The organism is Actinocrinis sp. (genome assembly GCF_035946395.1).
GTDB lineage: Bacteria > Actinomycetota > Actinomycetes > Streptomycetales > Catenulisporaceae > Actinocrinis.
Genome location: NZ_DASYZI010000172.1, coordinates 1 through 22154 on the forward strand (window position 1 = coordinate 1; position 22154 = coordinate 22154).

Annotated in this window: 15 protein-coding genes and 1 pseudogene; 9 read left to right on the top strand and 7 right to left on the bottom strand. The window is 70.8% G+C overall.

The window, feature by feature from the left end:
- A pseudogene (locus VGS97_RS10930) lies at positions 1 to 428 on the top strand (SAM-dependent methyltransferase); the annotation flags it as partial.
- An 88-nt stretch (positions 429 to 516) separates the two neighbouring features.
- Here the strand turns inward: VGS97_RS10930 and VGS97_RS10935 are convergent.
- Positions 517 to 1749 (bottom strand): NAD(P)/FAD-dependent oxidoreductase, encoded by a 1233-nt coding sequence (locus tag VGS97_RS10935; protein ID WP_326853234.1) that lies wholly within the window; start codon positions 1747 to 1749, stop codon positions 517 to 519.
- 470 nt (positions 1750 to 2219) lie between these two features.
- Between VGS97_RS10935 and VGS97_RS10940 the strand changes: the two genes are divergently transcribed.
- The 4 genes from VGS97_RS10940 to VGS97_RS10955 all read left to right on the top strand — a co-directional run bounded on the left by VGS97_RS10940 (position 2220) and on the right by VGS97_RS10955 (position 6112).
- Positions 2220 to 2972: a hypothetical protein gene (locus tag VGS97_RS10940; protein ID WP_326853235.1), complete on the top strand. Its 753-nt coding sequence runs from the start codon at positions 2220 to 2222 to the stop codon at positions 2970 to 2972.
- 18 nt (positions 2973 to 2990) lie between these two features.
- Positions 2991 to 4235, top strand: coding sequence for a hypothetical protein (locus VGS97_RS10945; RefSeq protein WP_326853236.1), 1245 nt, complete (start codon positions 2991 to 2993; stop codon positions 4233 to 4235).
- 334 nt (positions 4236 to 4569) lie between these two features.
- On the top strand, positions 4570 to 5328 hold the full coding sequence (locus tag VGS97_RS10950; protein WP_326853237.1) for a class I SAM-dependent methyltransferase: 759 nt from the start codon (positions 4570 to 4572) through the stop codon (positions 5326 to 5328).
- The gene (locus VGS97_RS10955; protein WP_326853238.1) at positions 5321 to 6112 is read left to right on the top strand and encodes a hypothetical protein; all 792 of its coding nucleotides are present in this window, start codon (positions 5321 to 5323) and stop codon (positions 6110 to 6112) included. The genes VGS97_RS10950 and VGS97_RS10955 overlap by 8 nt, the downstream gene beginning before the upstream one ends.
- Positions 6113 to 6126: 14 nt before the next feature.
- Here the strand turns inward: VGS97_RS10955 and VGS97_RS10960 are convergent, their stop codons facing one another.
- Positions 6127 to 7212 (bottom strand): polyprenyl synthetase family protein, encoded by a 1086-nt coding sequence (locus tag VGS97_RS10960; protein WP_326853239.1) that lies wholly within the window; start codon positions 7210 to 7212, stop codon positions 6127 to 6129.
- Positions 7213 to 7818: 606 nt separating this feature from the next.
- On the opposite strand from VGS97_RS10960, the gene VGS97_RS10965 reads away from it, so the two are divergent.
- Complete coding sequence (locus tag VGS97_RS10965) at positions 7819 to 8316, top strand: helix-turn-helix transcriptional regulator (RefSeq protein ID WP_326853240.1); 498 nt, start codon at positions 7819 to 7821, stop codon at positions 8314 to 8316.
- A 108-nt stretch (positions 8317 to 8424) separates the two neighbouring features.
- Positions 8425 to 10590 (top strand): tetratricopeptide repeat protein, encoded by a 2166-nt coding sequence (locus VGS97_RS10970; protein WP_326853241.1) that lies wholly within the window; start codon positions 8425 to 8427, stop codon positions 10588 to 10590.
- Here VGS97_RS10970 and VGS97_RS10975 read toward each other — a convergent pair.
- Both VGS97_RS10975 and VGS97_RS10980 read right to left on the bottom strand, forming a co-directional pair.
- Positions 10544 to 11503 carry a carbohydrate kinase family protein gene (locus VGS97_RS10975; RefSeq protein WP_326853242.1) on the bottom strand — a complete coding sequence of 320 codons (960 nt, stop codon included), beginning with the start codon at positions 11501 to 11503 and terminating at the stop codon, positions 10544 to 10546. The two genes, VGS97_RS10970 and VGS97_RS10975, sit on opposite strands and share 47 nt — an antisense overlap.
- A 37-nt stretch (positions 11504 to 11540) precedes the next feature.
- A complete protein-coding gene (locus tag VGS97_RS10980) occupies positions 11541 to 12806 on the bottom strand; it encodes a hypothetical protein (RefSeq protein ID WP_326853243.1) in 1266 nt (421 codons plus the stop codon).
- Between the two features lie 341 nt (positions 12807 to 13147).
- Here VGS97_RS10980 and VGS97_RS10985 point away from each other — a divergent pair, with 341 nt between their 5' ends.
- A complete protein-coding gene (locus VGS97_RS10985; protein WP_326853244.1) occupies positions 13148 to 16309 on the top strand; it encodes an AfsR/SARP family transcriptional regulator in 3162 nt (1053 codons plus the stop codon).
- 402 nt (positions 16310 to 16711) lie between these two features.
- On the opposite strand, the gene VGS97_RS10990 is transcribed toward VGS97_RS10985, so the two are convergent.
- The 3 genes from VGS97_RS10990 to VGS97_RS11000 form a co-directional block, all read right to left on the bottom strand.
- Positions 16712 to 18268: an ATP-dependent DNA ligase gene (locus VGS97_RS10990; RefSeq protein ID WP_326853245.1), complete on the bottom strand. Its 1557-nt coding sequence runs from the start codon at positions 18266 to 18268 to the stop codon at positions 16712 to 16714.
- 134 nt (positions 18269 to 18402) lie between these two features.
- On the bottom strand, positions 18403 to 18903 hold the full coding sequence (locus tag VGS97_RS10995) for a GNAT family N-acetyltransferase (protein ID WP_326853246.1): 501 nt from the start codon (positions 18901 to 18903) through the stop codon (positions 18403 to 18405).
- Positions 18900 to 20135 carry an MFS transporter gene (locus VGS97_RS11000; RefSeq protein WP_326853247.1) on the bottom strand — a complete coding sequence of 412 codons (1236 nt, stop codon included), beginning with the start codon at positions 20133 to 20135 and terminating at the stop codon, positions 18900 to 18902. Before VGS97_RS11000 ends, VGS97_RS10995 begins: the two co-directional genes overlap by 4 nt.
- A gap of 587 nt (positions 20136 to 20722) precedes the next feature.
- On the opposite strand from VGS97_RS11000, the gene VGS97_RS11005 reads away from it, so the two are divergent.
- A partial coding sequence (locus VGS97_RS11005) for a GH1 family beta-glucosidase (RefSeq protein ID WP_326853248.1) occupies positions 20723 to 22154 on the top strand: 1432 nt, incomplete at its 3' end.

Genomic DNA, 22154 nt, shown 5'->3' on the forward strand with positions numbered 1-22154 from the left:
TGGCCGCCGAACTCGCCAGGCGCGGAGTCCCGTCGCTCGGCGTGGACGTCACGCCGGTCGCGCTGCTAATCGCGCGGGCCGCCGGAGCGATGGCGCTGCACCGCTCGGTGTTCGACCGGCTGCCCGGCGAGGGCCGCTGGCCGCATGCGCTGCTGATCGACGGGAACATCGGCATCGGCGGCGACCCCACAGCCCTGCTCACCAGAATCAAGGATCTGCTACTGCCGCGCGGCGGAGAGCTGCTGGTCGAGACGGCCGCCGACGAGCGCGACGAGCGGCACGCGTTGCGCCTCGGCGAGCGGGGCACGCCGGTGCCGTGGGCCAGCGTCGGCGCCACCGCACTGCGCGCGCTCGCCGAGCCCCTCGGCTATCGACCGGCGACGACGTGGACGTCCGCCGGACGCAGCTTCACAGTGCTGGTCACGTGATTCGGATGGTCACATGATCGGGCTGATCGCCCGACCACCGCCGTTCCCAACCTGCGCTGTTCCCAACCCGCGCCGTCCCCGTCCGGCGCTACCCGGCCAGCGAGTCCAGCGCTGTCCCGGGGTCGGCCAGCGCCTCCGGATCGACCTGCGCCCCCGACTCGATCAACGCGCGGATCGACTCGGTCACGTCCCAGACGTTGACGTTCATCCCGGCCAGCACCCGGCCTTCGGCCAGCCAGAACGCGATGAACTCGCCGGAGGCCGGGTCGCCGCGGGTCACCAGCCGGTCGTAGCCGCCCGGCTCGACGTAGCCGACGTACTCCATGCCGAGGTCGTACTGGTCGGTGAAGAAGTACGGCAGGCGGGTGTACTCGGCCTGCTCGCCGAGCATCCCGGCCGCCGCCACCTGCGGCTGGTTCAGCGCGTTGGCCCAGTGCTCCACCCGGATGTGCTGCTTGTAGCGCGGGTGGTAGGCGCGCGCGACGTCGCCGACCGCGTAGATGTCCGGGTCGTCGGTGCGCAGCGCGGCGTCCACCAGCACGCCGTTGTCCACGGGCAAGTCGGCGTCCTGCGCGAGCTGCGTGTTGGGCGACACGCCGATCGCCGCGAGCACGGCGTCCGTCGCCAGGACGGAACCGTCGCGCAGCCGCACGCCGGTCGCGTACCCGCCCTCCGTGGTGATCTCGCCGACGATCTCGCCGAAGCGGAAGTCGACCCCGTTGCGCCGGTGCAGCTCGGCGAAGTGCTCGCCCATCTCCGGCCCGAGCACGCGCTGCAACGGCAGCTGCTCGGTCTCGACCACGACCACGTCCACCCCGGCCGCGCGGGCCGCTGCGGCGGCCTCCAGGCCGATCCACCCGGCACCGATCACGACCAGCCGCCCGATCTGGCCGAACAGTCCGCGCAGCCGCTCGGAGTCGTCGATGGTGCGCAGATAGACCACCCGGTCGGCGTTGCCGCCGAGCACCGGCAGGTGCCGCGGGCTCGCGCCGGTGGCCAGCAGGAGCTTGGCGTAGTCGAGCCGGGTCGCGTCGGCCAGCCGCACCTGGTGCGAAGCGCGGTCGATGGCGGCCACATGGCTGCCGGTGCGCAGCTCGACCTGGTTCTCGGCGTACCAGGACTCCGGGTGCACGAACGCCTTTTCGCGTTCGCTCTTGCCGATCAGATAGCCCTTCGACAGCGGTGGCCGCTCGTATGGCAGATGCGGCTCCTCGCCGACCAGCACGATCCGGCCGTCGTAGCCCTTCGCGCGCAGTGCCTCGGCGGCTTTCGCACCGCTCAGGCTCGCTCCGACGATGACGAATGCTTCGGATCCTGGCATCGGGGCCTCCTTGCCGCCGCGGCTGTCACCTGCGCGTCGCGCGGGCTGTGTCGGTCTGAGCACCCATCTGAGCACCACAGGTGCCTCAACGCCACGGGACGCGTCCTGGTCGTACCCACCGTGACCAGGACCACACTAACGCCGATCAGGCCTGTCCAACCGGCGGCGCGCTCCAGTCGGACACGGCACGACGGCGGTGACGCGTCCAAGTCGGCGATCGCCCCGGGCAGCGCTCGCGTCCGGCCGCGCCGTGAGTGCGCCCGGCCGGGCGCTTCTCTCACCTCCGAGCGCTGGCAGAGCCCTGGTACACCACCACGCGTTATCACCCGATCGAGTGACCGCGCGCTCACCTGTTCTCGGGAATGCTGACAGTGCCGCCGTGGCGTGGAACGGATGGCATGCCCTGACAAATCAGCCTGACAACACAGCCTGGCAAACCAACCTGACAAGTCAAAGGGAGGGGTCGAGCCGTGGGGCTCGCGATTCTGATCGGCCTTGTCGCCGTCGCGGTGGCAGTGCTCGTGATCCTGGATCGGCGCCGCATCGAGGGGAAGCGGCTGGAGGAGCGGGAGGACCGGCCGGCCCTTGAGTACATCAACCTGTTCATCGGCACGCTCTACATGGTGCTGCTTTCCCTCGTCGTCGTGGTGACCTGGCAGAACATCTCGGACGTGAGCGGCGATGTGCGCGCCGAGGCCGCCGGGCTCCAGGCCCTGGTGCAAACGGCCGACCGGATGCCTGCGTCGGAGGGCACGCCGCTGATCAACGCAGCGCACGAATACGCCACCAGCGTGCTGAACACCGAGTGGCCGCCCAAGGCCGGAACGGACGTGAACACCGACGCGCCCGCCGCGCACATCCTGGAGGACGCCCGCGCCGCCGTGTCCTATCCGGTCGCCGCCGGCGCGTCGGCGGGCACCATCGAGGACGAGGCGATCAGCGAGATCAACCAGGTCGCGGACGCCCGCGACGACCGGTTGGCCAAGTCGTCGAACAGCGTCCCGGCCCTGCTGCTCATCGCGCTGGCCCTGCTGAGCCTGATCACCATCGCCACACCGCTCGCCCTCGGCCTGCGCACCGACGCCGTGGCCTTCACCGGCTTCGTGATCACCACGGCGCTGGTCGTCCTGGCGTTCTGGCTCGTGCTGGCGCTCCAGTCCCCGTATCACGGCATCATCCACGCCAGCCAACAGCCGTTGCGCGAACTCATGACCGGCTCATGACGGGACCGGTGCCTTCGAATGCGTAGAAACCGGTCTCGGTCGTACCGGCCGTATCGGTCGTCTCAGTCCTCGCACAGGCGGCGCCGGACGCGCGGACGCGTCACCATCCTGGCGCTCGGGCTCGGCATCGCGGTGGTGCCGCTGCCCGCGAACGGCACGCAGCCCGCCGCCTTGCCGAACACCACAATCCCGAACACCGCAACCCCGAACAACGCCCTTCTTCCAGGTCTCGACCTCGACCTCGGCGCACTCCAGCTGTCCACGACCACTGACACGCTGCCCGCCGACGAGGCGGCGAGTTACGAAACGATCGCGGGCGATCCCGTCCAGCGGGTCTACGCCGTGCGTAACAGGGGCCTGCTGGCGCTGCGCGACGTCTCCGTGAGCGACCCCGACGCGAACGGCGCCGCCATGCGCTGCGGCCCTCATGGCACGCCGACCTTGGCGACGCTGCCGCCGCTCAGTTCGTCCTCCTGCACGGTGGCCTTCGCGGCAATGCAGGGTAAGCACCACAGCACCGTCACGGCCACAGGCACCGTGACGCTTCTCGATGTCATGCTCAGCGACGCGGACAGGGTGGATTACACGGCCGTCGTCCCCGCATTGAGCGCGAGCCTCAGCCTCGGCAGCGGACAGTCGAGCCCTGCGCTACCGGTGGGCAGCCCGGTACCGGCGACCGTGACCGTGCTCAACGCCGGTTCGGTGCCATTGTCAGAGGTCTCCGCGCAGGATCCGCCGCCGCTGTCGGACTTCAGCTGCGGTGACGGCGGAGCGATCGTCGAACGGCTCGACGCCGGGGAATCAGTTGCCTGTAACGCGACGCTCACTCCGGCCCCGGGTGTACACGTGAGCCGCGTGACGATCACCGGGAACTGGGTGTGGGACCGGCCGCTCACTGCGCAGGGCCCGCAGCCGAGCCGGGTTCTCAGGGTGCAGACAGTCGCGGAGGCTTCGTACACCGGAGTTCCGGTGCCCAGCACGCCACCCGCGCCCACCCCGGTCGTTACACCATCCATTCCGCCGCCGACCTCGGCAGCGGCGCGCAGCACTCCCGCCGCCGTGCTCCCGCCGGCGCCGAGTCCACGACTGTCACCAAGCCCGGCGCCGACTCCCACTCCGACGCCGACCAAAGCCCTCCTGCAACCGGTCTCGGCCTTCCAACGCTCACGCGGGATCTCGCTACCGCTGAAGGTGCTGGTGATCGTCATCATCCCGGCCGTAGCAGCGGCTACGGGCGCTCGGCGGATAGCCTCCCGTCGCTGACGGATTGCACCGTCGGCACGGCGGCCGGCGACGACACGTTGGCCAACGCATTCGCCGGTGACGCAGTTGCCGGCGACGCGGTGAGCCCTACCGTGATCAACGCCGCGACCACGACGATTGTGGTTGATCCATGGGAATACGATGCCGGCACGGATCCTCTCCCTCCTGCGACTGGCCTGCCGCACCAACCGTAACCACGCCTCGCGCACGTCCCCACGCGCAGCGGTCCGGCGTTCGGCCGACCGGGGGACTGAGCAGCGATCGAGGGGTTCGCGGCGACCGCGCACGTTCATCGGCGCGCCGCTGGGTATGTGTGAACTCCGAGGAGGCTCGGATGCGCACGCACTGGGACACCGACGCGCAGGCCAACGAGTTCACCCAAGGCCTGTTCGACGGTTTGCCGAAGAAGTACGACCTGCTCGCCGAGGTGCTCTCGTTCGGCCAGAACCGCCGCTGGCGGCACGCGATGATCGACGCCGCGCTGCGCGTCGAGCCCGGGGCGCGCCGCGTGCTCGACGTGGCGACGGGCACCGCGGGGGTCGCGCTGGCCTGGATCCGGAAGGCTCCGGTGGACGTCGTCGGGGTGGACCTCACGGAAGAGATGCTGCGCGAGGGCCGAAGACGCGTCGGGCTGCACGGCGCCGAGGCACGGATCCGGCTCGTCGCCGGACGGGCCGAGCGACTCCCGTTCCCCGACGAGTCCTTCGACGCGCTGACCTTCACGTACCTGCTGCGGTACGTGACCGATCCGGCCGCCACGCTGCGCGAACTGGCCCGGGTCGTGCGGCCCGGCGGCGCCGTCGCAAGCCTCGAATTCGCCGTGCCCGGCCACCCGGTCTGGCACGCCGCCTGGCGGGCGTACACGGGCACCGGGCTCCCGGCCGCCGGATACCTCACCGGAGGGCGCGAGTGGGCGCAGGTCGGCCGGTTCCTCGGCCCTTCCATCTCAGAGCACTACCAGCGGCATCCGGCGGACGAGACGGTCGCGCAGTGGCGTGAAGCAGGCATCGAACACGTCGGGACGCGCGCGATGAGTCTCGGCGGCGGTTTGGTCATGTGGGGGCGCAAGCGCGGGAGGGCAGCCGATGGCTGAGCCGGGCGGGACCGGCGGGCCTGGCGGGACTGGCAGAACCGGCCCGCTCACCCCGGCCTTCTACGCCAGGCGCGGCGGCGCGCGGTGGGACTGGTGGACGATCCTGCATCCGCCGTACACCCTCTGGCATCTGTCATACGTCACGATCGGTGCGGCTCTCGCGCCGCACGTCGACTGGTTGATCCTCGGCGCGACGCTCCTGGCGTTCGCGCTGGCGGTCGGCGTCGCGGCGCACGCGCTCGACGAATGGAACGGGCGCCCGCTGCGCACCTCCATCAGCGATCGCGCCCTGTGGATCGCGGCGACCGTGTCCCTGGCCGGCGCGACCGCGCTCGGGATCGCCACACTGCCGCACACCGGGCCGGTCCTCATCCCGTTCGTGCTCGTCGGGATCTTCCTCGTCCTCGGCTACAACCTGGAGCTCTTCGGCGGCGTTCTGCACACAGACCTCGGATTCGCGCTCGCCTGGGGCGCGTTCCCGGCCGCAGTGGGCTACGTCGCACAGGCCCCGCCCTTGAACAGTCCGAGCTCGCTCGGCGCCGTGATCGCCGTTCTCGGCGCCACGTTCCTGTCCGCGGCGCAGCGGCGGCTGAGCACCCCCGCGCGCATGCTGCGACGTCGCGCGATCACCGTCACCGGTGTCGTCGATCTCGACGACGGCTCATCCGTGCCGCTCGACCAGGCCACGATACTCGGCCCGCTCGACGGTGCGCTCCGGCTGCTTTCGTACGCCACACCCGCGCTGGCGACAGCGGTGCTGCTGGCTCGCGTTCCCCACTGGTGACCCGTGGAGGCCGCTCACCCTCGGGTGACCGTCGCCACCAACCCCGCCAGCGAATCCCGCACGCTCCCCCAGCCCCAGCCACCGTCCGCGGCGTCCCCGTCGTCCGGCACGGCGAACGCAGCCGCGTCGAGCGCCTCAATGGCCTGCTTCCCCAGCATCGCGATGCGTTCCTCGACCGCGTCCCTGGCCCCGGAGTCGTCCAGCAACCCGCGCAGTTCCGCGACAGCGTCGGACGTCCCCCGCCCGACAAGCGCCCGCAACCGTCCCCGGCCAGCCGAATCCAGCCGCTGATACGCCTCGGCCAGCAGCACGGTGCACTTACCGTCACGCAGGTCGTCGCCCGACGGCTTGCCCGTCACCGCCGGATCGGCGAACGCGCCGAGTTGGTCATCCCGCAACTGGAACGCGAGCCCGAGCGCCACGCCGTACGCCTCATACGCCGCGATCAGCCGCCCGTCCGCACCGGCCAACGCGCCGCCGAAGCAGAGCGGTCCTGTCGTCGTGCAGGCGGCGGTCTTCGTCCGCGCGACGGTCAGCGCATCATCGACGTCGAACGATCCGCGAGCCTGGGCAACCAGATCAAGGTACTGTCCACGGATCGTCTCGGCCCGCATCGCGTCGTAGACCGGCCGGCCGCGCTCCACGGCGGCAGCCGGCAGTCCGCTCTCCCTCAGCAGCCGGTCCGCCCACACCAGGCACAGATCGCCGGCGGCGATCGCGGCGCCGATGCCGAACTGCTCCGAGTCGCCGTGCCACGAGTCGCGGGCGTGCCGCGCGGCGAATCCGCGATGCAGCGCCACCCCGCCGCGCCGAGTCGCCGAGCGGTCCATCACGTCGTCGTGAATCAGAGCACATGCGTGCAGCAGTTCCAGCGAGGCACCGGCGCGTACGATCGCGTCGTCCACCGCTCCCCCGGCGCCGACCCACCCCAGCACGCACAACGCCGCGCGCAAACGCTTTCCGCCGCGCGAAACCAGGTCGGCGATCCCGGACACGAATTCCTGTTCGGCGCCACCCGGGCCCGTCTCCTCCAGCCGCGCACCGAGAAACCGCCCCAGCACGTCGTCCACGCGCGAACGCATCGGCTCCAGTCCGCGCACGTCCAACCTCCCAGTTCGCTGCTCACCACTTCACACCGGCCCCGGACCTAGCCCCATACCCGGGAACCGCACCGCCATCCCGTTCTGCGCCTAATCGCTCATACGCTGCGCCGCATCGCATGGTTCAACTCGTACTTCCGTGCGGACATACCAAAGCATCACCGACTTTCATACATCTTTGCCGCTGCTTTGCATATAGACGACTCAGATTAGATGAATTTATGACAGGCCGGAGCTACGCTAAGCCGTGGCTGCCACTACGCAGCCACGGGTCGATATATGACAGGGTTCTGAATGAACAGAATGACTCTGCTGAACGTGGCCGCGGCTCTAATCTGGATGTCCGCTCTCGTAACTCACCGCTAGCCCGTGACCTCACCCCACACCGCAGGCGCCGCGACGGCAGGCTCGTCGCGGCGCCTCTCGTCACGTCTTGGATCACTCGATCGGGTGGCCACCTCCACGAACACTTGACCATCACGCTCCCTAGGGAGCTTCCTTGCGGGGTGGCGGTTTCAAAGTACGCAAACCCGGGTAAACGCCACCCCGAGGTGGGTGGGTGTTCAATGCGAATTCCGATATCGGTGCGGCAGAAAAGACGATGCCGTGCCGCGTGACTCATTCACGGACGACGCGGGTTCCGCGCGCGAGTATTTGAGTGGTCTGATACTCCAGTTGCAGGCCGCTCGGCTGCAACGCGCGCTTTCCCAGCGTGGCCTGGGCGCACGGCTCGGCATGGCGGAAATAGTCGTCGGGAAATGGGAGAACTACGCCGACCTGCCGTCCGCCGGCAGCTTCGTGCGATGGGCGCACGCGCTCGATTACACCGTGAACATCGTCGACCGAAGGCGGCGGTCCGTCGGGCACCGGCCGACCCCGCGCCGGCTGGAGTCCTTCGAGGACTACGAGATCAGACGGATCGCGGCCGCGCTCAAACAGGCGCGGATCGAGGCGGATCACACCCAGGAGTCGCTCGGCGAACTGCTCGGGGTGAGCGAGTGGACCATCCGAATGTGGGAGACGGCCCGGCGGCAGCCCCGGATTCTCCATCTCATCCGGTGGTCCGTCGCGCTGAACTGTCGCGTGGTACTGACGAAGGCGTGAGACGGGTCTTCGCGCGGCGCCAGTCTGGCGCTACGTTCATAACGGCTGGACTCGCACGGATCGAACTCGTAGAGCCCTGATACGCAGGGTGGGGGTTTGGGGGCCTGCGTGACGTTACTCGGCGGACCGGACGAGACGATCGGGGCGGCGGACCGGAACTGGCTCGGCGGCACGGTGTCCGGCTCGGTGGTCCAGGCGGGCGCCGTGCACGGCGGGATCCACTTCCATCAGACGCCTGCGACGTTCGCCCCAGTGCCGCGGCAACTGCCCGCCCCGCCGCCGCGGTTCCTGGGCCGGGCGCAGGAACTCACCCGGCTGGATCAGATGTCGAGGCCTGATCTGACCGCCGGGCCGGCGCTGGTCATGCTGGAAGGACCCGCCGGAGTCGGGAAGTCCGCGCTCGGGCTCACCTGGCTGTACCGCAATCGCGAGCTCTTCCCGGACGGGCAGCTTCACGCGGATCTGCGGGTGCTGGACGAACCGGCCTCGCCGTACGCGATCCTTCGCAGTTTCCTGACCGCGTTCGCGGTCCCGCCCGAGCTGTTGCCCACCAGCCTCGCCGACTGCGTCGCGCTCTACCGTTCGGTCACCGCCGGGCGGCGCATCGCCGTGCTGCTCGACGGCGCCGTCTCCACCGCACAGATACGGCCGCTGATTCCCGGTGGCACGTCCGCGACGACTCTGGTGACGAGCACTTGGCGGCTGGCGGGGCTGGCTCTCGACGGCGCGCGCTGGCTCACGGTCGCACCGCTGCCCGTGGACGACTCGGTTCGGCTGCTCGCCGACGTCGCCGGAACGGGGCGCGTCGACGGCGATCCGGCGTCGGCGCGCGAGGTGGCCCGGCTGTGCGGCGGACTGCCGTTGGCACTTTGCATCGTCGGCGCACAACTGGCGGCACGGCCGTATCAGGGGCTGTCGGGTATGGCCGCGGAATTGGCGGACGAACAGCGCAGGCTGGCGCGGCTCGCGGTGGAGGGGGACGGTTTGCGGCAGATCATCGACGCCTGCTACCGGGATCTGCCGCAGGACGTGGCGCGGCTCTATCGACTGCTTGGCGCCTTGCCCGTTTCGCGCATCAACACGGCTCCGGCGAGTGCAGCGGCGGCACTGTCGGCGGAGCAGGTGCGGACGCTGCTTCAGGTGCTGGCGGACGCGAACCTGTTGCAGCAGGTTGATTCCGAGGACTACGTGTTCCACGACCTGGTCAGGCTGCACGCGCGCGAGATGGGAGAGGCCGCAGAGCATCGGGAGGAGCAGGGCGCGGCGATTGTGCGCGTAATGGACTGGTATCTCGCGAGTGCGATCTCGGCGGCGACAGCCGTCCGGCCTTATCGGCGCGATGTTCCGGAACCAGTCCCAACTGTGGTGGCGCCCCGGCAATTCGCCGACATGAAAGACGCCTTGGACTGGCTGGATGCGCAAGCTCACGACTTGCTGTCGCTCGCCCGGCACGCGGCCGGTTCGGGACGCGCCGACTTCGCGCTGCGGCTGGCCGGGCAGATGTGGGCGCTGTTCGCGTACCGGAAGTACTACCGCGTGTGGGAGGAGTTCGATCTGCTCGGGCTTGAGTGTGCGCGCTCGCTCGGCAAGTCGGACCACGAAGCACGCATGCTGCGAAGGCTCGGCCTGTTGTACACGGACGTCGGGCGCTACGAGGACGCGATCTCAGTGCTCGGTGATGCCGCCGCCCTGTTCGGCGCGGCGGGCGAGACGCATCGCGAGGCCACCGCGCTGGACAGCCTTGGCGTCGGCCATCTGCGGCGCGGCGAGGCGAAGACGGCCGTCGGGTATCTCAACCGTGCGCTGGAGACCCATCGCAGGCTCGGTGATCGTCGACAGGTCGGGCTCACGCTGATCGATCTCGGTGACGCACTCATCGAGTCCGGGAAGGCCGATCAGGCGAAGACCTCACTGCTTGAGGCGGCCTCGGTGCTTGACGGTTCACCGGACGTCTACAGTCTCGCGCACCTGCATATGCTGATCGGCCGTGCTCACGGCCGGACCGGCACGTACGACGACGCGCAGCGCGAGCTGGATTCCGCGCTGCGCGCGATGCAGTCCGTGGACTCGGGATTCGGGCAGGCGGAGGCCCTGGGCTATCTCGGTGAGCTTGCGGAGCAGACCGGTGACGTGGCCGTGGCGCGCAGACACTACCTGCGCGCCACGGAACTGCTGGTCGGGTTCGGCTCGCCGCAGACCGCGTGGTTGAGCCGACGTATTCGATCACTTACGCCGCTGGCTCGCAGCGTCCTCGACCGCGATCCCAGCGACTGACGCTCACCTGCACGGGATGGTCCGCGCGCAGCTGTTCGAGCTGCGCCGCGGTCAGCGTGGCCTCGACCGGCGAGGCCTCGCCGATCTTCCATCCGGCGAACAGCACCGCCTGCGCCAGGGACTGCGCCGCATTGCCGGTGGCGAGCCAGCCGTGCAGGAACGAGGCGAACAACGCGTCGCCGGCTCCGGTGGTGTTGACGACTCCACGCGGCGGCGCCGCGCGGGCCTCCACGAGCGTTCCGTCCCGCAGTCCCAGCATGCTGCCATGCGCGCCCCGGCCGACGGCGACGATCGTGCACCCCTGATACCGCGCGAACACCCGGCCGATCCAGTTGCGTGGCGAGCACGGCAGCGACTCGTGGCTACAGAACAGTACGTCGGCTGCTTCCAACCACGGCCGGTCGTAGGGATCGTCCAGCGAGCCGATCAGGTGCACGTCCACCGCGACCGGCAGATTCAGCCGCTTCGCCCGCGGCAGCAACGCCCGGGCGAACACCGTGTTGGTGATGACGGCCATGTCAGCGCCCTGAGCGGCGCGGTCGAACACGTCCGGCGGATACTCGACCGCGTCGACCGCGCGCAGGAACGGATGACCGGCCCGCTTTCCGCTGGAGTCGACGAGGACCAGGCCCATGGACGAGCTCGGTCCGGTGACCACCGCCGGGCCGTCCAGGCCGTGCCGGGCCAGCTCGCGCCGAATCGCCACGCCGGCCAGGTCGTCCCCGACCACGCTGCACAGGCTGACCTGGTCGCCCAGCGCGCCGAGCACCCGGGCGACATGCGAGCCGATCCCGCCGACGCCGACGTGCGCCCACTGCGGCTGCCTCGTCGGCGCGTACGGAATCGGGAACCGCTCGACCGGCATGGTCAGATACAGGCTCGCGACGCCCACGACGACGATCCTGCTGCTCATGCGAAACTCCTTCCCGCCAATGATGACAAGGGGCTGATCATGATGAGGGTGCTGATCGCAGCCCGCCGGCCGGCGGGCGCCGGATCAGCGTCGGCACCTCGGCCGGTTCCAGCGGCGCCGTGACGGCGGGCTGGGACAGACCCAGCCGCCGGTACAGCAGCCGGCGCATGTTGCGCGAAAAGCGGCCGGGCTGCGAGGTGATGCGCGCCGCGACCTGCGCGTAGTCCTCGCGCCGATAGTCCGCGCTCAGCCGGCTCAGCTGCGCGGCGAGCGACCGGTGGGCGGTGAGCCGCGGCGCCACCCGCGCCAACTCGCCCATCGGCGACGCCGGATCGATGTCACGCGACAGCGGCGCCCCGAACACGACCGGAACACCGGCCGCGGTGGCATACAGGCTGAGCGAACCGTGGTCGCCCACGACGATGTCGGACGCCGCCAGCACGGCCCGCCAGTCCGCCTCCGGCGGGACCAGGCCGAGCCCGCCGCGCAGCGCGTCGGTGAGCCATGCCTGGATCTGCCAGCGACCGTGCCCGAACCACGCGTTGGGATGCGCCAGCGCAGCGACCTGATACTCGTCGCGCGGCAGCTGTGCCACCAGCCGCCCGAGCAGATCAGGCGCCCTGCCCAGCAGTGAGGACGAGCCCCACGTCGTGGTGACCGTCACGAGCCGCCGCCCCGGCGGCACGCCGAGCGCGTCCCGGTAGTCGACGCGCCGCGGCAGGCTGGCGACGATCCGGTCGTACGACGGATCGCCGACGACCACCGCGTGCGGGACCGCCTGCGGGCAGGTCCGCTCCAGCCGGGCGCGCTCCTCGTCGTGAGCCAGGACGATCACCGCGGGCACCAGCGCCCCGTCCCGCAGCAACCACTGCGGACCGAGACCGTAGGTGTCCCGCGCCTGCACCGCGCGGCCGTACTGGCCGGCCGACACCCGTTTGGTGAAGCCCGCGCCGTGCGGCAGCAGCACCACCGGCGTGTGCAGTTCGTGCACGCCCTCGTGGCCGGCCGCGATCGCCAGGGTGAAACTCGCCTCGACCGCCTGCCGCCACGGCACCACCAGGGCGCCGATGCCGGTGAGGAAGTCGCCGACGCCGTTGTCGAAGACGCCGCCGGCCGGGCTGGTGAACAGCACCTGGACCCGGAAGTCCGCCTCGAACAGCCGCGCCGTGTCCAGCAGCCGCTGGCCGCTGGTCACCGTGTCCACCACCACGAGCACCGTCGCGCAACCGGTCCGCGTGCTCCACCGCTGCGCGTCCGGCCCGATCGGCACCTTGCGCCATTGCGCCATTGACACGACACTCATTTCCCCGTCTCCTTCGTCCTCCGTCCCGCACGACAGATTCCTGATGGGAATGTGCCACCGGCGTATGACACCCGGCTTGCATCGGGTTTGACGATTACCTTGCACCGCATATGCAGCGGAAATGTCGCTCGCACGGGGCGCGTGCGCGACTCGCGCGCAACGGGTATCTCTGGATCCTGAGTCACTCTTGCGTCACAATGGGTACCGTATGCGCGGTGGATTTCCGAATGTGCGATGGATTCCGTATGCGCAGCGGAATCCAGCAGATCCTGAATGCGCAGCAAGTGCGGAATGCGAATCGCGGTCGGGCGCGGGGCGGGCCGCCGGGCGGAGGGACGCTCGTGGATTTTCGCGTACTGGGGGCCGTCGAGCTATGGGTCGAGGGCGAGCGGCAGGATCTGGGCAGCGGGAAGGAACGCTGCGCCCTCGCCGTGCTGCTGCTGTCGGCGGGCCGGACCGTGTCGGTGAACACCGTCGTGACGTGTGTTTGGGGCGACGAGCCGTCGCCGAAGGCGCGCGAGAATCTGCACGCTTACATCTCGCGACTGCGCAGGCGGCTGCGCGAGGCGGGCGCCGATCAGGCTTCGCTGATCACCGCGCCGAACCAGGGATACCGGTTGGAGGTTCCCGCCGAGCGCATCGACGTGAACCGCTTCAGACGGCTGGCCCGGGAGGCCGACGCGGTGGCCGGGGACGAACCGGCGCTCGCGGCCGGCCTGCTGCGCGAAGCGCTCGCGCTGTTCGACAGCGAGCCTCTGGCGGGACTGACCGGGGAGTGGGCCGAGGCGACGCGTTACTCGCTGCTCGAACAGCGGCGCGCCGCCGTGCTCAAGCGTGCCGGACTCGAACTGCGGCTCGGCCACCACGACCAGCTGATCGGCGAGCTGACGCCGCTGACCAGCCGCGGCCCGCTCGACCAGAAAGTCGTCGGACTGCTGATGACGGCGCTGTACAACGCCGGCCGGCTCTCGGAATCCCTTGTGCTGTACCGGGAAACCAGCCGCAGGTTGCGGCGCGAGCTCGGCATCGATCCCGGACATGAACTTCGAGCCCTGCATCAGCGCATCCTGAAGGGCGACCCGCTGCTCCAACCGGCACAGCCCCAGCCCGTGAGAACTCAGCTCACTGCGACAACGGCGCCAACGGACACCCTGGACCGCGATCCGCCGCACTTCACCGGGCGGGCGGGCGAAGTGCGCGAGCTGTCCGACGCCGTGCACGAGGACCTGCGCGCGGGTTCGTCCTCGCTGCACGTGATCGCCGGCATGCCGGGCGTCGGCAAGACCACGCTCGCGCTGCACGTGGCGCACCGGCTGCGGGAATCGTTCCCCGACGGAGCGCTCCAGTTGAACCTGCGCAGCCACGATCTGCACCACGGGGCGATGGAACCCGGCGAAGCGCTGGTGACGCTGCTCGGCATGATCGGCGTGCAGACCTCGGAGGCCGGGCAACTCGCGTCCACCGAGGCGTGCGCCGCGCTCTGGCGCGCCCGTACCGCCAACCGGCGGATGCTGATACTGCTCGACGACGCGCAGGACGCCGAGCAGATACGCCGCCTGATACCGGTGGGCGCGGGCAGCCTGGTGCTGATCACCTCGCGTACCCGGATCACCCAGCTTGAGGCGGCGCGTACCCGGTCGCTCGATTCGATGGACTCGGCCGACGCGGCCGCGCTGTTCCACCGCTTCGCGGGAGCCGGCCGGATCGACGCCCCGGAGCTGCTCGCCAAGCTGACCCGGCTGTGCGGGGAGCTGCCGCTGGCGATCGCGGTGGCGGCCGGCTACTTCCGCTCGCACGCGTCGTGGCGGGTCGGCGACCTGGTCGAGCGGGTCGCCGACGCGTGGAAGGAGCCTGATGACGGCGACGAGCTCACCCGGCCGGTCCGGATCGCCTTCGACCTGTCCTACCGGGCGCTCTCGCAGACGCAGCAGCGGCTGTTCCGGCGGCTCGGCCTGCATCCGGGCGACCAGATCAGCCTGCACGCGGCCGCGATGCTGCTCGGCGGCTCCCGCTCGGAGACGATGCGGGCACTCGACGCGCTGATGAGGCACAACCTGGTCGAGGAGCCCGACCGCCACCGCTACCGGATGCACGACCTCTTACGCGGGTACGCGGCGCAGCGTGCCCAGCAGGAGGAGGACGAGCGCACCCGCGGCGAGGCAGTCGGCAGGCTGCTCGACTTCTACCTGTTCGTCGCGGACGCCGCGGCGCACGCGCTGCAACCGCATGACCGCAAGCCGGATGCGGACTCGGCGCGGCCGGCCGGTGACCTGCCGCGCGTCGACACGCTCGCGCTGGCGCAGGCCTGGTTCTCGGCCGAGTACGTCAATGCCCTCAAAGTGGTTCGGTACTGCCTGGAGCACCGCTGGTTCGAGCACGCCGGCCGGATCCCGCAGCCGCTCTCGGTGTTCCTGCACGGTCAGGGCCGCTGGCACGAGGCGATCGAGGTCCACGAGCACGCCCTGCAAGCCTGGCTGACGCTCGGCGACCGCGCGGGGCAGGCCGCGGCGCTGACCGGCCTGGCCGAGTCGTATTGGCGGCTCGGCCGGCTCGACTCCGCGCTCGGGTGCGCGCAGGCGGCGCTCGACCTGCGCCGGCAGGCCGGCGACGCGGCCGGCGAGGCGGACGCGCTGCTGCAACTGAGCCGGATCCACTGGCAGGCGCGACGCCGCGCGGCGGCCGAGGAGAGCCTGCGTGCCGGCGCGGCGCTGTGGGAGCGGCTCGGCGACCGGCGCGGCCTCGCCCTGGCCACCCGGCAGTTGGGGCTGCTCACCGTCGAGTTCGGCTCGCCCGCGCTGGCCGTGCCGAACTTCGAGGAGGCGCTGCGCATCGCGCGCGAGATCGGCGACCGCCCGCTCGAACGCGACAGCCTCAACAACCTGGCCGTCGCCCGTCAAATGCTCGGCCGGCTGCCCGAGGCGATGGAGCACTACCAGCTGGCCCTGGCGATCACCCGGGAGATCGGCAGCAGGCAGAGCCTTGCGATCCTGGCCAACAACATAGGCGAGCTGCACGGCCGGCTCGGCGACCACCAGGCCGCGCTCGACTCGTTCCGCAGCGCGCGCGACACGTTCCAGGAAGTGGGGGACGTGCGCAACGAGATCGAGACGCTGCTCAACGCCGCGGAGCCCTACCTGCGCTTGCAGCGTTCGTCGCAGGCGCTCATCGACCTTCAACGGGCCCTGCTTCTGGTCAGGCAGATCGACGACCCGGTGCTGCACGTCAGGGTGGAGCACGCGTTCGGCGACGTCTACCGTCAGCAGGTGCGGTATCCGGAGGCGCTCCAGGCGTATCGCAGTGCGCTGGCACGCGCGCGCCGGGCCGCCGCCCCGGCCGAGCAGGCGCGGGCGCTGCGGCGGATCGGCGACATCCTCACGCTCACCCGGGGGCCGGCGGCGGCGCGGCGGCACTGGCTGCGCGCCCTTGAGCTGTTCGAGCAGGTGGGGCTGCCCGAGGCCGAGGAGCTGCGGAAACTGCTGCGCGAGACGGGCACGCAGCCGTGAGCGCCCTCTTCGAACTCGACCACGGCCGGCGGGCGCAGGGCCGGCCAGCACTCAGCGGCGGACGAGCTAACAGCCGCACACAAGGCCATGGTCAAGTTCGAAGAGCCCGCACACGCCGACCGGGGCGCAGCCGGAAGAGACGGGACCAGAGGCGGGGACTACGGCAGAAAATTGATGACCCCCGGCATCACGGGGGGGATGCGATGCCGGGGGCCCATCCGACGGGAACGAATCCACACGCCGGGTGATGGATCAGACGGGGTGGGGTGTCTGATCATGAATAAGTGTGTCAGCTCCGCGCGGTCGGGGGAAGGGTGCGGTTCGTCTAGCTCAGGCAAAATCCAGACCTGGAAATCTTTTGGATACCTTGGCCCGCGGATTCTGTGACCCCGGCGGCCCGGCTCAGTCGCCGGCCCGGTCAGCTCGGCCCTGCGGCCTGGCGACCGGCAGCAGGGCCCGCACCGCGGTGATGGTGTCCGCGTCCTCGGCCCGCTTGTCGGGCCGGTAGCGCAGCACGCGCGCGAACCGCAGCGCCACGCCGCCGGGATAGCGCGGGCTGACCTGCACGCCGTCGAGCTCGATCTCGACGACGAGCTCGGCCCGCAGGTACACGGTCCAGTCGGTGCGACGCCGCTCGTAACGGGGGAACTGCTCCGTCTGCCAGGCCAGCAGCTCGTCGGTCAGGCCCTTGAAGGTCTTGCCGACCATGACCGGCGGGCCGCCGTCCGGGTCGCGGGCGCCGAGGTGCAGGTTGGACAGGTAGCCCGAACGGCGGCCGTGACCCCACTCGGCGGCCAGGACCACCAGGTCGAGGGTGTGCACCGGCTTGACCTTCTGCCAGGCCCGCCCGCGCCGCCCCGCGGCGTAGGGCGCGGCGAGGGACTTGACCACGACGCCCTCGTGCCCCGCCGCGAGCGCGGCGTCGAGCAGCACGCCCGCTTCTTCGGCGGACGGCCGCTGGACGCCCGGGATGACGTACGGCCCCGCCACCCGCATCAGCGCACTGTGACGCTCGGCCAGCGGCGCGTCGAGCAGGTCGGTACCGTCCAGGTGTAGGCAGTCGAAGAAGTAGGGATGCAGCAGCAGGTCGCGCTCTCCGGTAGCACCGAACCGGCTCATCGTCTCCTGGAACGGCCGGGGGCGGCCGTCGTCGGTCAGCGCCAGGGTCTCCCCGTCGAGCACGACGGTCTCGCACGGCAGCGCGCGCACCAGCTCGACCAGCTCAGGCACGCTCGCGGTGATCTCACGCAGGGTCCTGGTATACACGGCGACCTTCGCGCCGTCCCGGTGCACCTGGATGCGCGCGCCGTCCAGCTTGTACTCGACGCCGGCCTCGCCGAGCTCGGCCAGCGCGGCGTCCAGGGACTCGGCCGGGGAGGCGAGCATCGGCCGGATCGGACGGCCGACCCGCAGGCCGAACCCGGCGAGAGCGCCCGCGCCGCCGTACAGCGCGGCCGCGGCGGTGTCCGGCAGCGAGCCGGAGAGCATGAAGGCTCTGCGAACCCGCTCGCCGGGCACGTCGGCGGCCTCGGCGATCGCGTCGAGCATGACGCCTTCGAGCGCACCCTGCCGAAGCTCACCGGTCAGCAGGCGGATCAGGAAGCCCTGCTCGTCGGCGGTGGACGCGCGCAGCAGCGCGCCGAGCAACTCGGCGCGGCGTCCGCGCGAACCGGCGCCGGAGGTTCCGGCGAGGCTCTCCAGCGCGCTGTCCACTTCGGAGACGGTCAGCTTCGGGCCGTCGGACGGCGGCGCGTCCACCTGGACCAGCGTGCGCCAACCGGTGCCGAACCTGCCCTGGAGCGGGACGCCGACCAGGAAGGCCGCCACGACGCGCACGCCTTCCGGGCTGCCCGGATCCGCCGCTGCGCGCAGGACCGCGGCCAGTGCGGCGACCTTAGCCAGCCGCGAGCGTGTCGCCGCCACAGCGGCGGAGACGCGGACGACGTCGGTGAACAACACGCTTCCATGGTGGCGCGAGGCACCGACAGTGCGCGCGGCGGGCGAGCGCCGCGCACGTCAGAAGCGAGGTCAGCCGCGGGGAACGTCAGCGGCCACGAGCGTCGGAAAGCCGGGAACGGCGGCCGGTGCGAGCGTCAGGCCTCGGCAGCGCCCGGGAGACCCGAAGCGCCGAGCCGCCCGAGGGCGTCGCCGGTGAGGCGGAAGACGGTCCACTCGTCCATCGGCACGGCGCCGAGCGACTTGTAGAAGGCGATCGAGGGGTCGTTCCAATCCAGCACCGACCACTCGACCCGGCCGTAGCCGCGCTCGGCGGCGATCTGCGCCAGCCTGGTGAGCAGGGCGCGGCCGTGGCCCTGGCCGCGCGTGTGCGGCTTGACGTAGAGGTCTTCCAGGTAGATGCCGTGCGTGCCGAGCCAGGTGGAGAAGTTCAGGAACCACAGGGCGAAGCCGACCGCCTCGCCGGTCTCCTCGTCCTCGGCGATGTGCGCGTATACGGCGGGGTGCTCGCCGAACAGGGCGGTGCGCAACTGCGCCCCGGTGGCCCGCACCTCGTGCCGGGCACGCTCATACTCGGCCAGTTCGCGAACCATGCCGAGGATCGCGGGCACATCGTCCGGTGTGGCGGGTCTGATCATCCACCCAGATTAGCCTGGCTCGGCTGGGCGGGGCGCAGCGCGGAAGCGGCGGCGGCCACCGCGAGCACGAGCACGACTGGGATCGCCAGGGCCGCAGGCAGGCCGACGAGTTCAGCCGCGCCGCCGATGAGTATCGGTCCGACGATGAAGCCGAGGAAACCGAGGCTGGCCACCCGGGCGATGGCCTCGCCCGCGCGGGCCGGGTCGCGGCTGCCCGCGGTGGAGAAGACCTGCGGCACGATGACGGACAGGCCGGCGCCGAGGCAGCCAAAGCCGATCACGCCCGCGACCGGCGCGCCGATCAGCAGCGCCACGGCCAGGCCGGCGGAAGCGAGCACGCCGCTGCCGCGCACCAGGCGCACCGGGCCCAGCGCGGCGGTGAGCCGGTCGCCGACCAGCCGCCCGGCGGTCATGCATATGGAGAAGGCGGCATAGGCGCTCGCCGCGAATCCGGCGCCGGCACCCAGGTTGTCGTGCAGGTAGACGGCGCTCCAGTCGGCCGCCGCGCCCTCACCGGCGATGCAGCAGAACGCGAGCGCGCCGAGGAAGAGGACTGAGCCGGGGATTCTGGCCCTGCCCCGGAGTTCGGCTACGGCGTCAGGTTGTGCGTCAGCGTCAGGTCGTGTGTCGGCTTGCACGGTGTGCCCGCCCGCCGAAGGCGAGTAGGCCCAGCGGGACGACCAGGCGACGCCGAGCACGACGAACGCGGTGACGGACCCGAACGTCGTGGCGGGGCCGAGTCCGCCCCGCGCGAACAAGCCCCCGGCCGCCGAGCCGATGAAGCCGCCGATGCTGTACACCGCGTGGAACGACGAGATGATCGGCCGTTGCCATGCCCGCTGCACCTCGACGGCGTTGGCGTTCATCGCGACGTTGAGCGTTCCGTGCACCGAGCCGAACCCGAACAGCGCGAGCACGAGCAGCGGCAGGTTCGGGGCGAAGGCCGGCGCGAGCAGCATGCCGCCGTCCACCAGCGCGGCGGGGAGCATGACCCGCCTGCTGCCGAAGCGATCCACCAGCCTCCCGACCGCCTGCATGCCCGCGATCGCTCCGGCGGCGAAAGCAAGCAGCGCGAAGCTGAGCTGGCCGTCGCTGACGCCGAGCCCCTGCTTGACGGCGGGAATCCGCGACGTCCACGCGCCCAGGATCACGCCGTAGAACAGGAAGAGCAGCGACACGGCGACGCGCCCTCGGCGTAACAGGCGAGGACGTGTCGCGGTGGTCACGGACATTCGGCGACCATAGCACCGGGCCGAAACGCGCAGCAGCCGGTAACGCAGAGCCATGACGGCTCTTCAAGCATGGCCATGGCCTTGTGTGCGGCTGAAAGCCCGTCTGCCGCTGCGCGTCGGTCGACCCCGCGCCGTCGGCCGCGGTCAAGCCCGAAGAGGGCCATGACACGACGTAGCGACACCACGTGACAACGCCATGATGGAGCGTCACAACGCACGGCCGTGCACGGCTTCAATACAGGGTCGTTACACCGCGACATCACGCCGGCTGAACGCCGCGGCCAGACCCGGCCGAGCGGCCCCGGCCGTGTGACTTTCATTTGGAACCGCTGGTCGTACGGTCGTTCGTCCCCGCCGTTTGACAGTAGTCGTCCCAGCAACGATCCTGAACCCGTGAGAGCGCTCTCAAGGCACACTCACGCCTTAACACGGCACCGCGCCCGCGTCACCGGGCCGGTAAGCGAACAATACGGTCAGTGGTCGGCCCACGACAGGGTGCTCTTCGAGAAAGCGCGCCGGCGAGGGGCGTCGGGTGCGGCGCGGGGTGGTCCCGGCTGTGGTCGGGCCACAAGAAGAAGGGTTTCCCCATGACAGTCACCGCGGGAGCCTCCCGAGTCGGAGTCGGGACGGAGGGGGCTGCGGCGACCGCCGTCGGCACGCGCCGCTTCCCCGTCGGCTTCCACTGGGGTGCGGCCTCGTCCGCCTACCAGATCGAAGGGGCCTGGAACGAGGACGGCCGAGAGCCCTCGATCTGGGACACGTTCGCGCACGCGCCGGGCAACGTCCGCAACGGCGACAACGGCGACGTCGCGATCGACCACTATCACCGCTTCGCCGAGGACGTCCGGCTGATGGCCGACCTCGGACTGACCGCCTACCGCTTCTCCACCGCCTGGCCGCGCATCGTGCCCGGGGGGCGCGGCGCGGCCAACGAGCGCGGCCTGGACTTCTACGAGCGCCTGGTGGACGAGCTGCTCGCCGCCGGGATCACGCCGTTCCTGACGCTCTATCACTGGGACCTGCCGCAGGCGCTCGAAGACGCGGGCGGCTGGACGAACCGGGAGACCGCGCTGCGGTTCGGCGACTACGCGGGCCACGTCGCGCGCAGGCTCGGCGACCGGGTGTCGTTCTGGACCACGCTCAACGAGCCATGGTGCTCGGCGTACCTGGGGTACAGCAGCGGCCGGCACGCGCCGGGCCGCGCCGAGCCGGCCTCGTCCCTGGCCGCCGTCCACCACCTGAACCTCGCCCACGGCCTCGCCGCGCAGGCGGTGCGCGCGGCCGCGGGCCCGTCGGCTCAGGTCTCTGTCACGCTCAACCTGTGCGCGGTGCGCGCGGCCAGCGACAGCCCGGAGGACCGCGAGGCGGTGCGGCGCGTCGACGGCGTCGCCAACCGGCTGTTCCTCGACCCGATGCTGCGCGGCACCTATCCGCAGGACGTGCTGGCCGACACCGAGCGGCTGACCGACTGGTCGTTCGTCCGCGAGGGCGACACGGCCACGATCAACGCGCGGATCGACACGCTCGGCGTCAACTACTACACGCCGCTGGCCGTGGCCGCCCCCGACGGCGGCCCGCGCGCGCCGATGGCGGCGGACTACCCGGGCTGCGAGGACCTGCGGTACCCGGCCCAGGACCTGCCACGCACCGTGATGGACTGGCCGATCGACGCGAGCGCGCTGTACAGCCTGCTGATGCGGGTGCACCGGGACTACGACGGCATCCCGATGCTCATCACCGAGAACGGCATGGCCAACGACGACTACGTCGGCCCGACCGGCGAGGTGCACGACCCGGAGCGGATCTCCTACGTCTCCGACCACCTCGACGCCGCCGCGCGCGCCGTCGCCGACGGAGTGGACCTGCGCGGCTACTTCGCGTGGTCGCTGCACGACAACTTCGAGTGGGCCTACGGATACGGCAAGCGCTTCGGCATCATCTACGTGGACTACCCGTCGCAGAAGCGGATCCTGAAGTCCTCCGCGCACTGGTACCGGGACCTGATCGCACGCGAGCGGG

Coding starts and splice junctions, on each gene's coding strand:
- VGS97_RS10935 (WP_326853234.1), bottom strand. CDS start 1,749: ATGCCAGGATCCGAAGCATTCGTCATCGTCGGAGCGAGCCTGAGCGGT.
- VGS97_RS10945 (WP_326853236.1), top strand. CDS start 2,991: ATGCGTAGAAACCGGTCTCGGTCGTACCGGCCGTATCGGTCGTCTCAG.
- VGS97_RS10950 (WP_326853237.1), top strand. CDS start 4,570: ATGCGCACGCACTGGGACACCGACGCGCAGGCCAACGAGTTCACCCAA.
- VGS97_RS10955 (WP_326853238.1), top strand. CDS start 5,321: ATGGCTGAGCCGGGCGGGACCGGCGGGCCTGGCGGGACTGGCAGAACC.
- VGS97_RS10975 (WP_326853242.1), bottom strand. CDS start 11,503: ATGAGCAGCAGGATCGTCGTCGTGGGCGTCGCGAGCCTGTATCTGACC.
- VGS97_RS10980 (WP_326853243.1), bottom strand. CDS start 12,806: ATGAGTGTCGTGTCAATGGCGCAATGGCGCAAGGTGCCGATCGGGCCG.
- VGS97_RS10995 (WP_326853246.1), bottom strand. CDS start 18,903: ATGATCAGACCCGCCACACCGGACGATGTGCCCGCGATCCTCGGCATG.
- VGS97_RS11000 (WP_326853247.1), bottom strand. CDS start 20,135: ATGTCCGTGACCACCGCGACACGTCCTCGCCTGTTACGCCGAGGGCGC.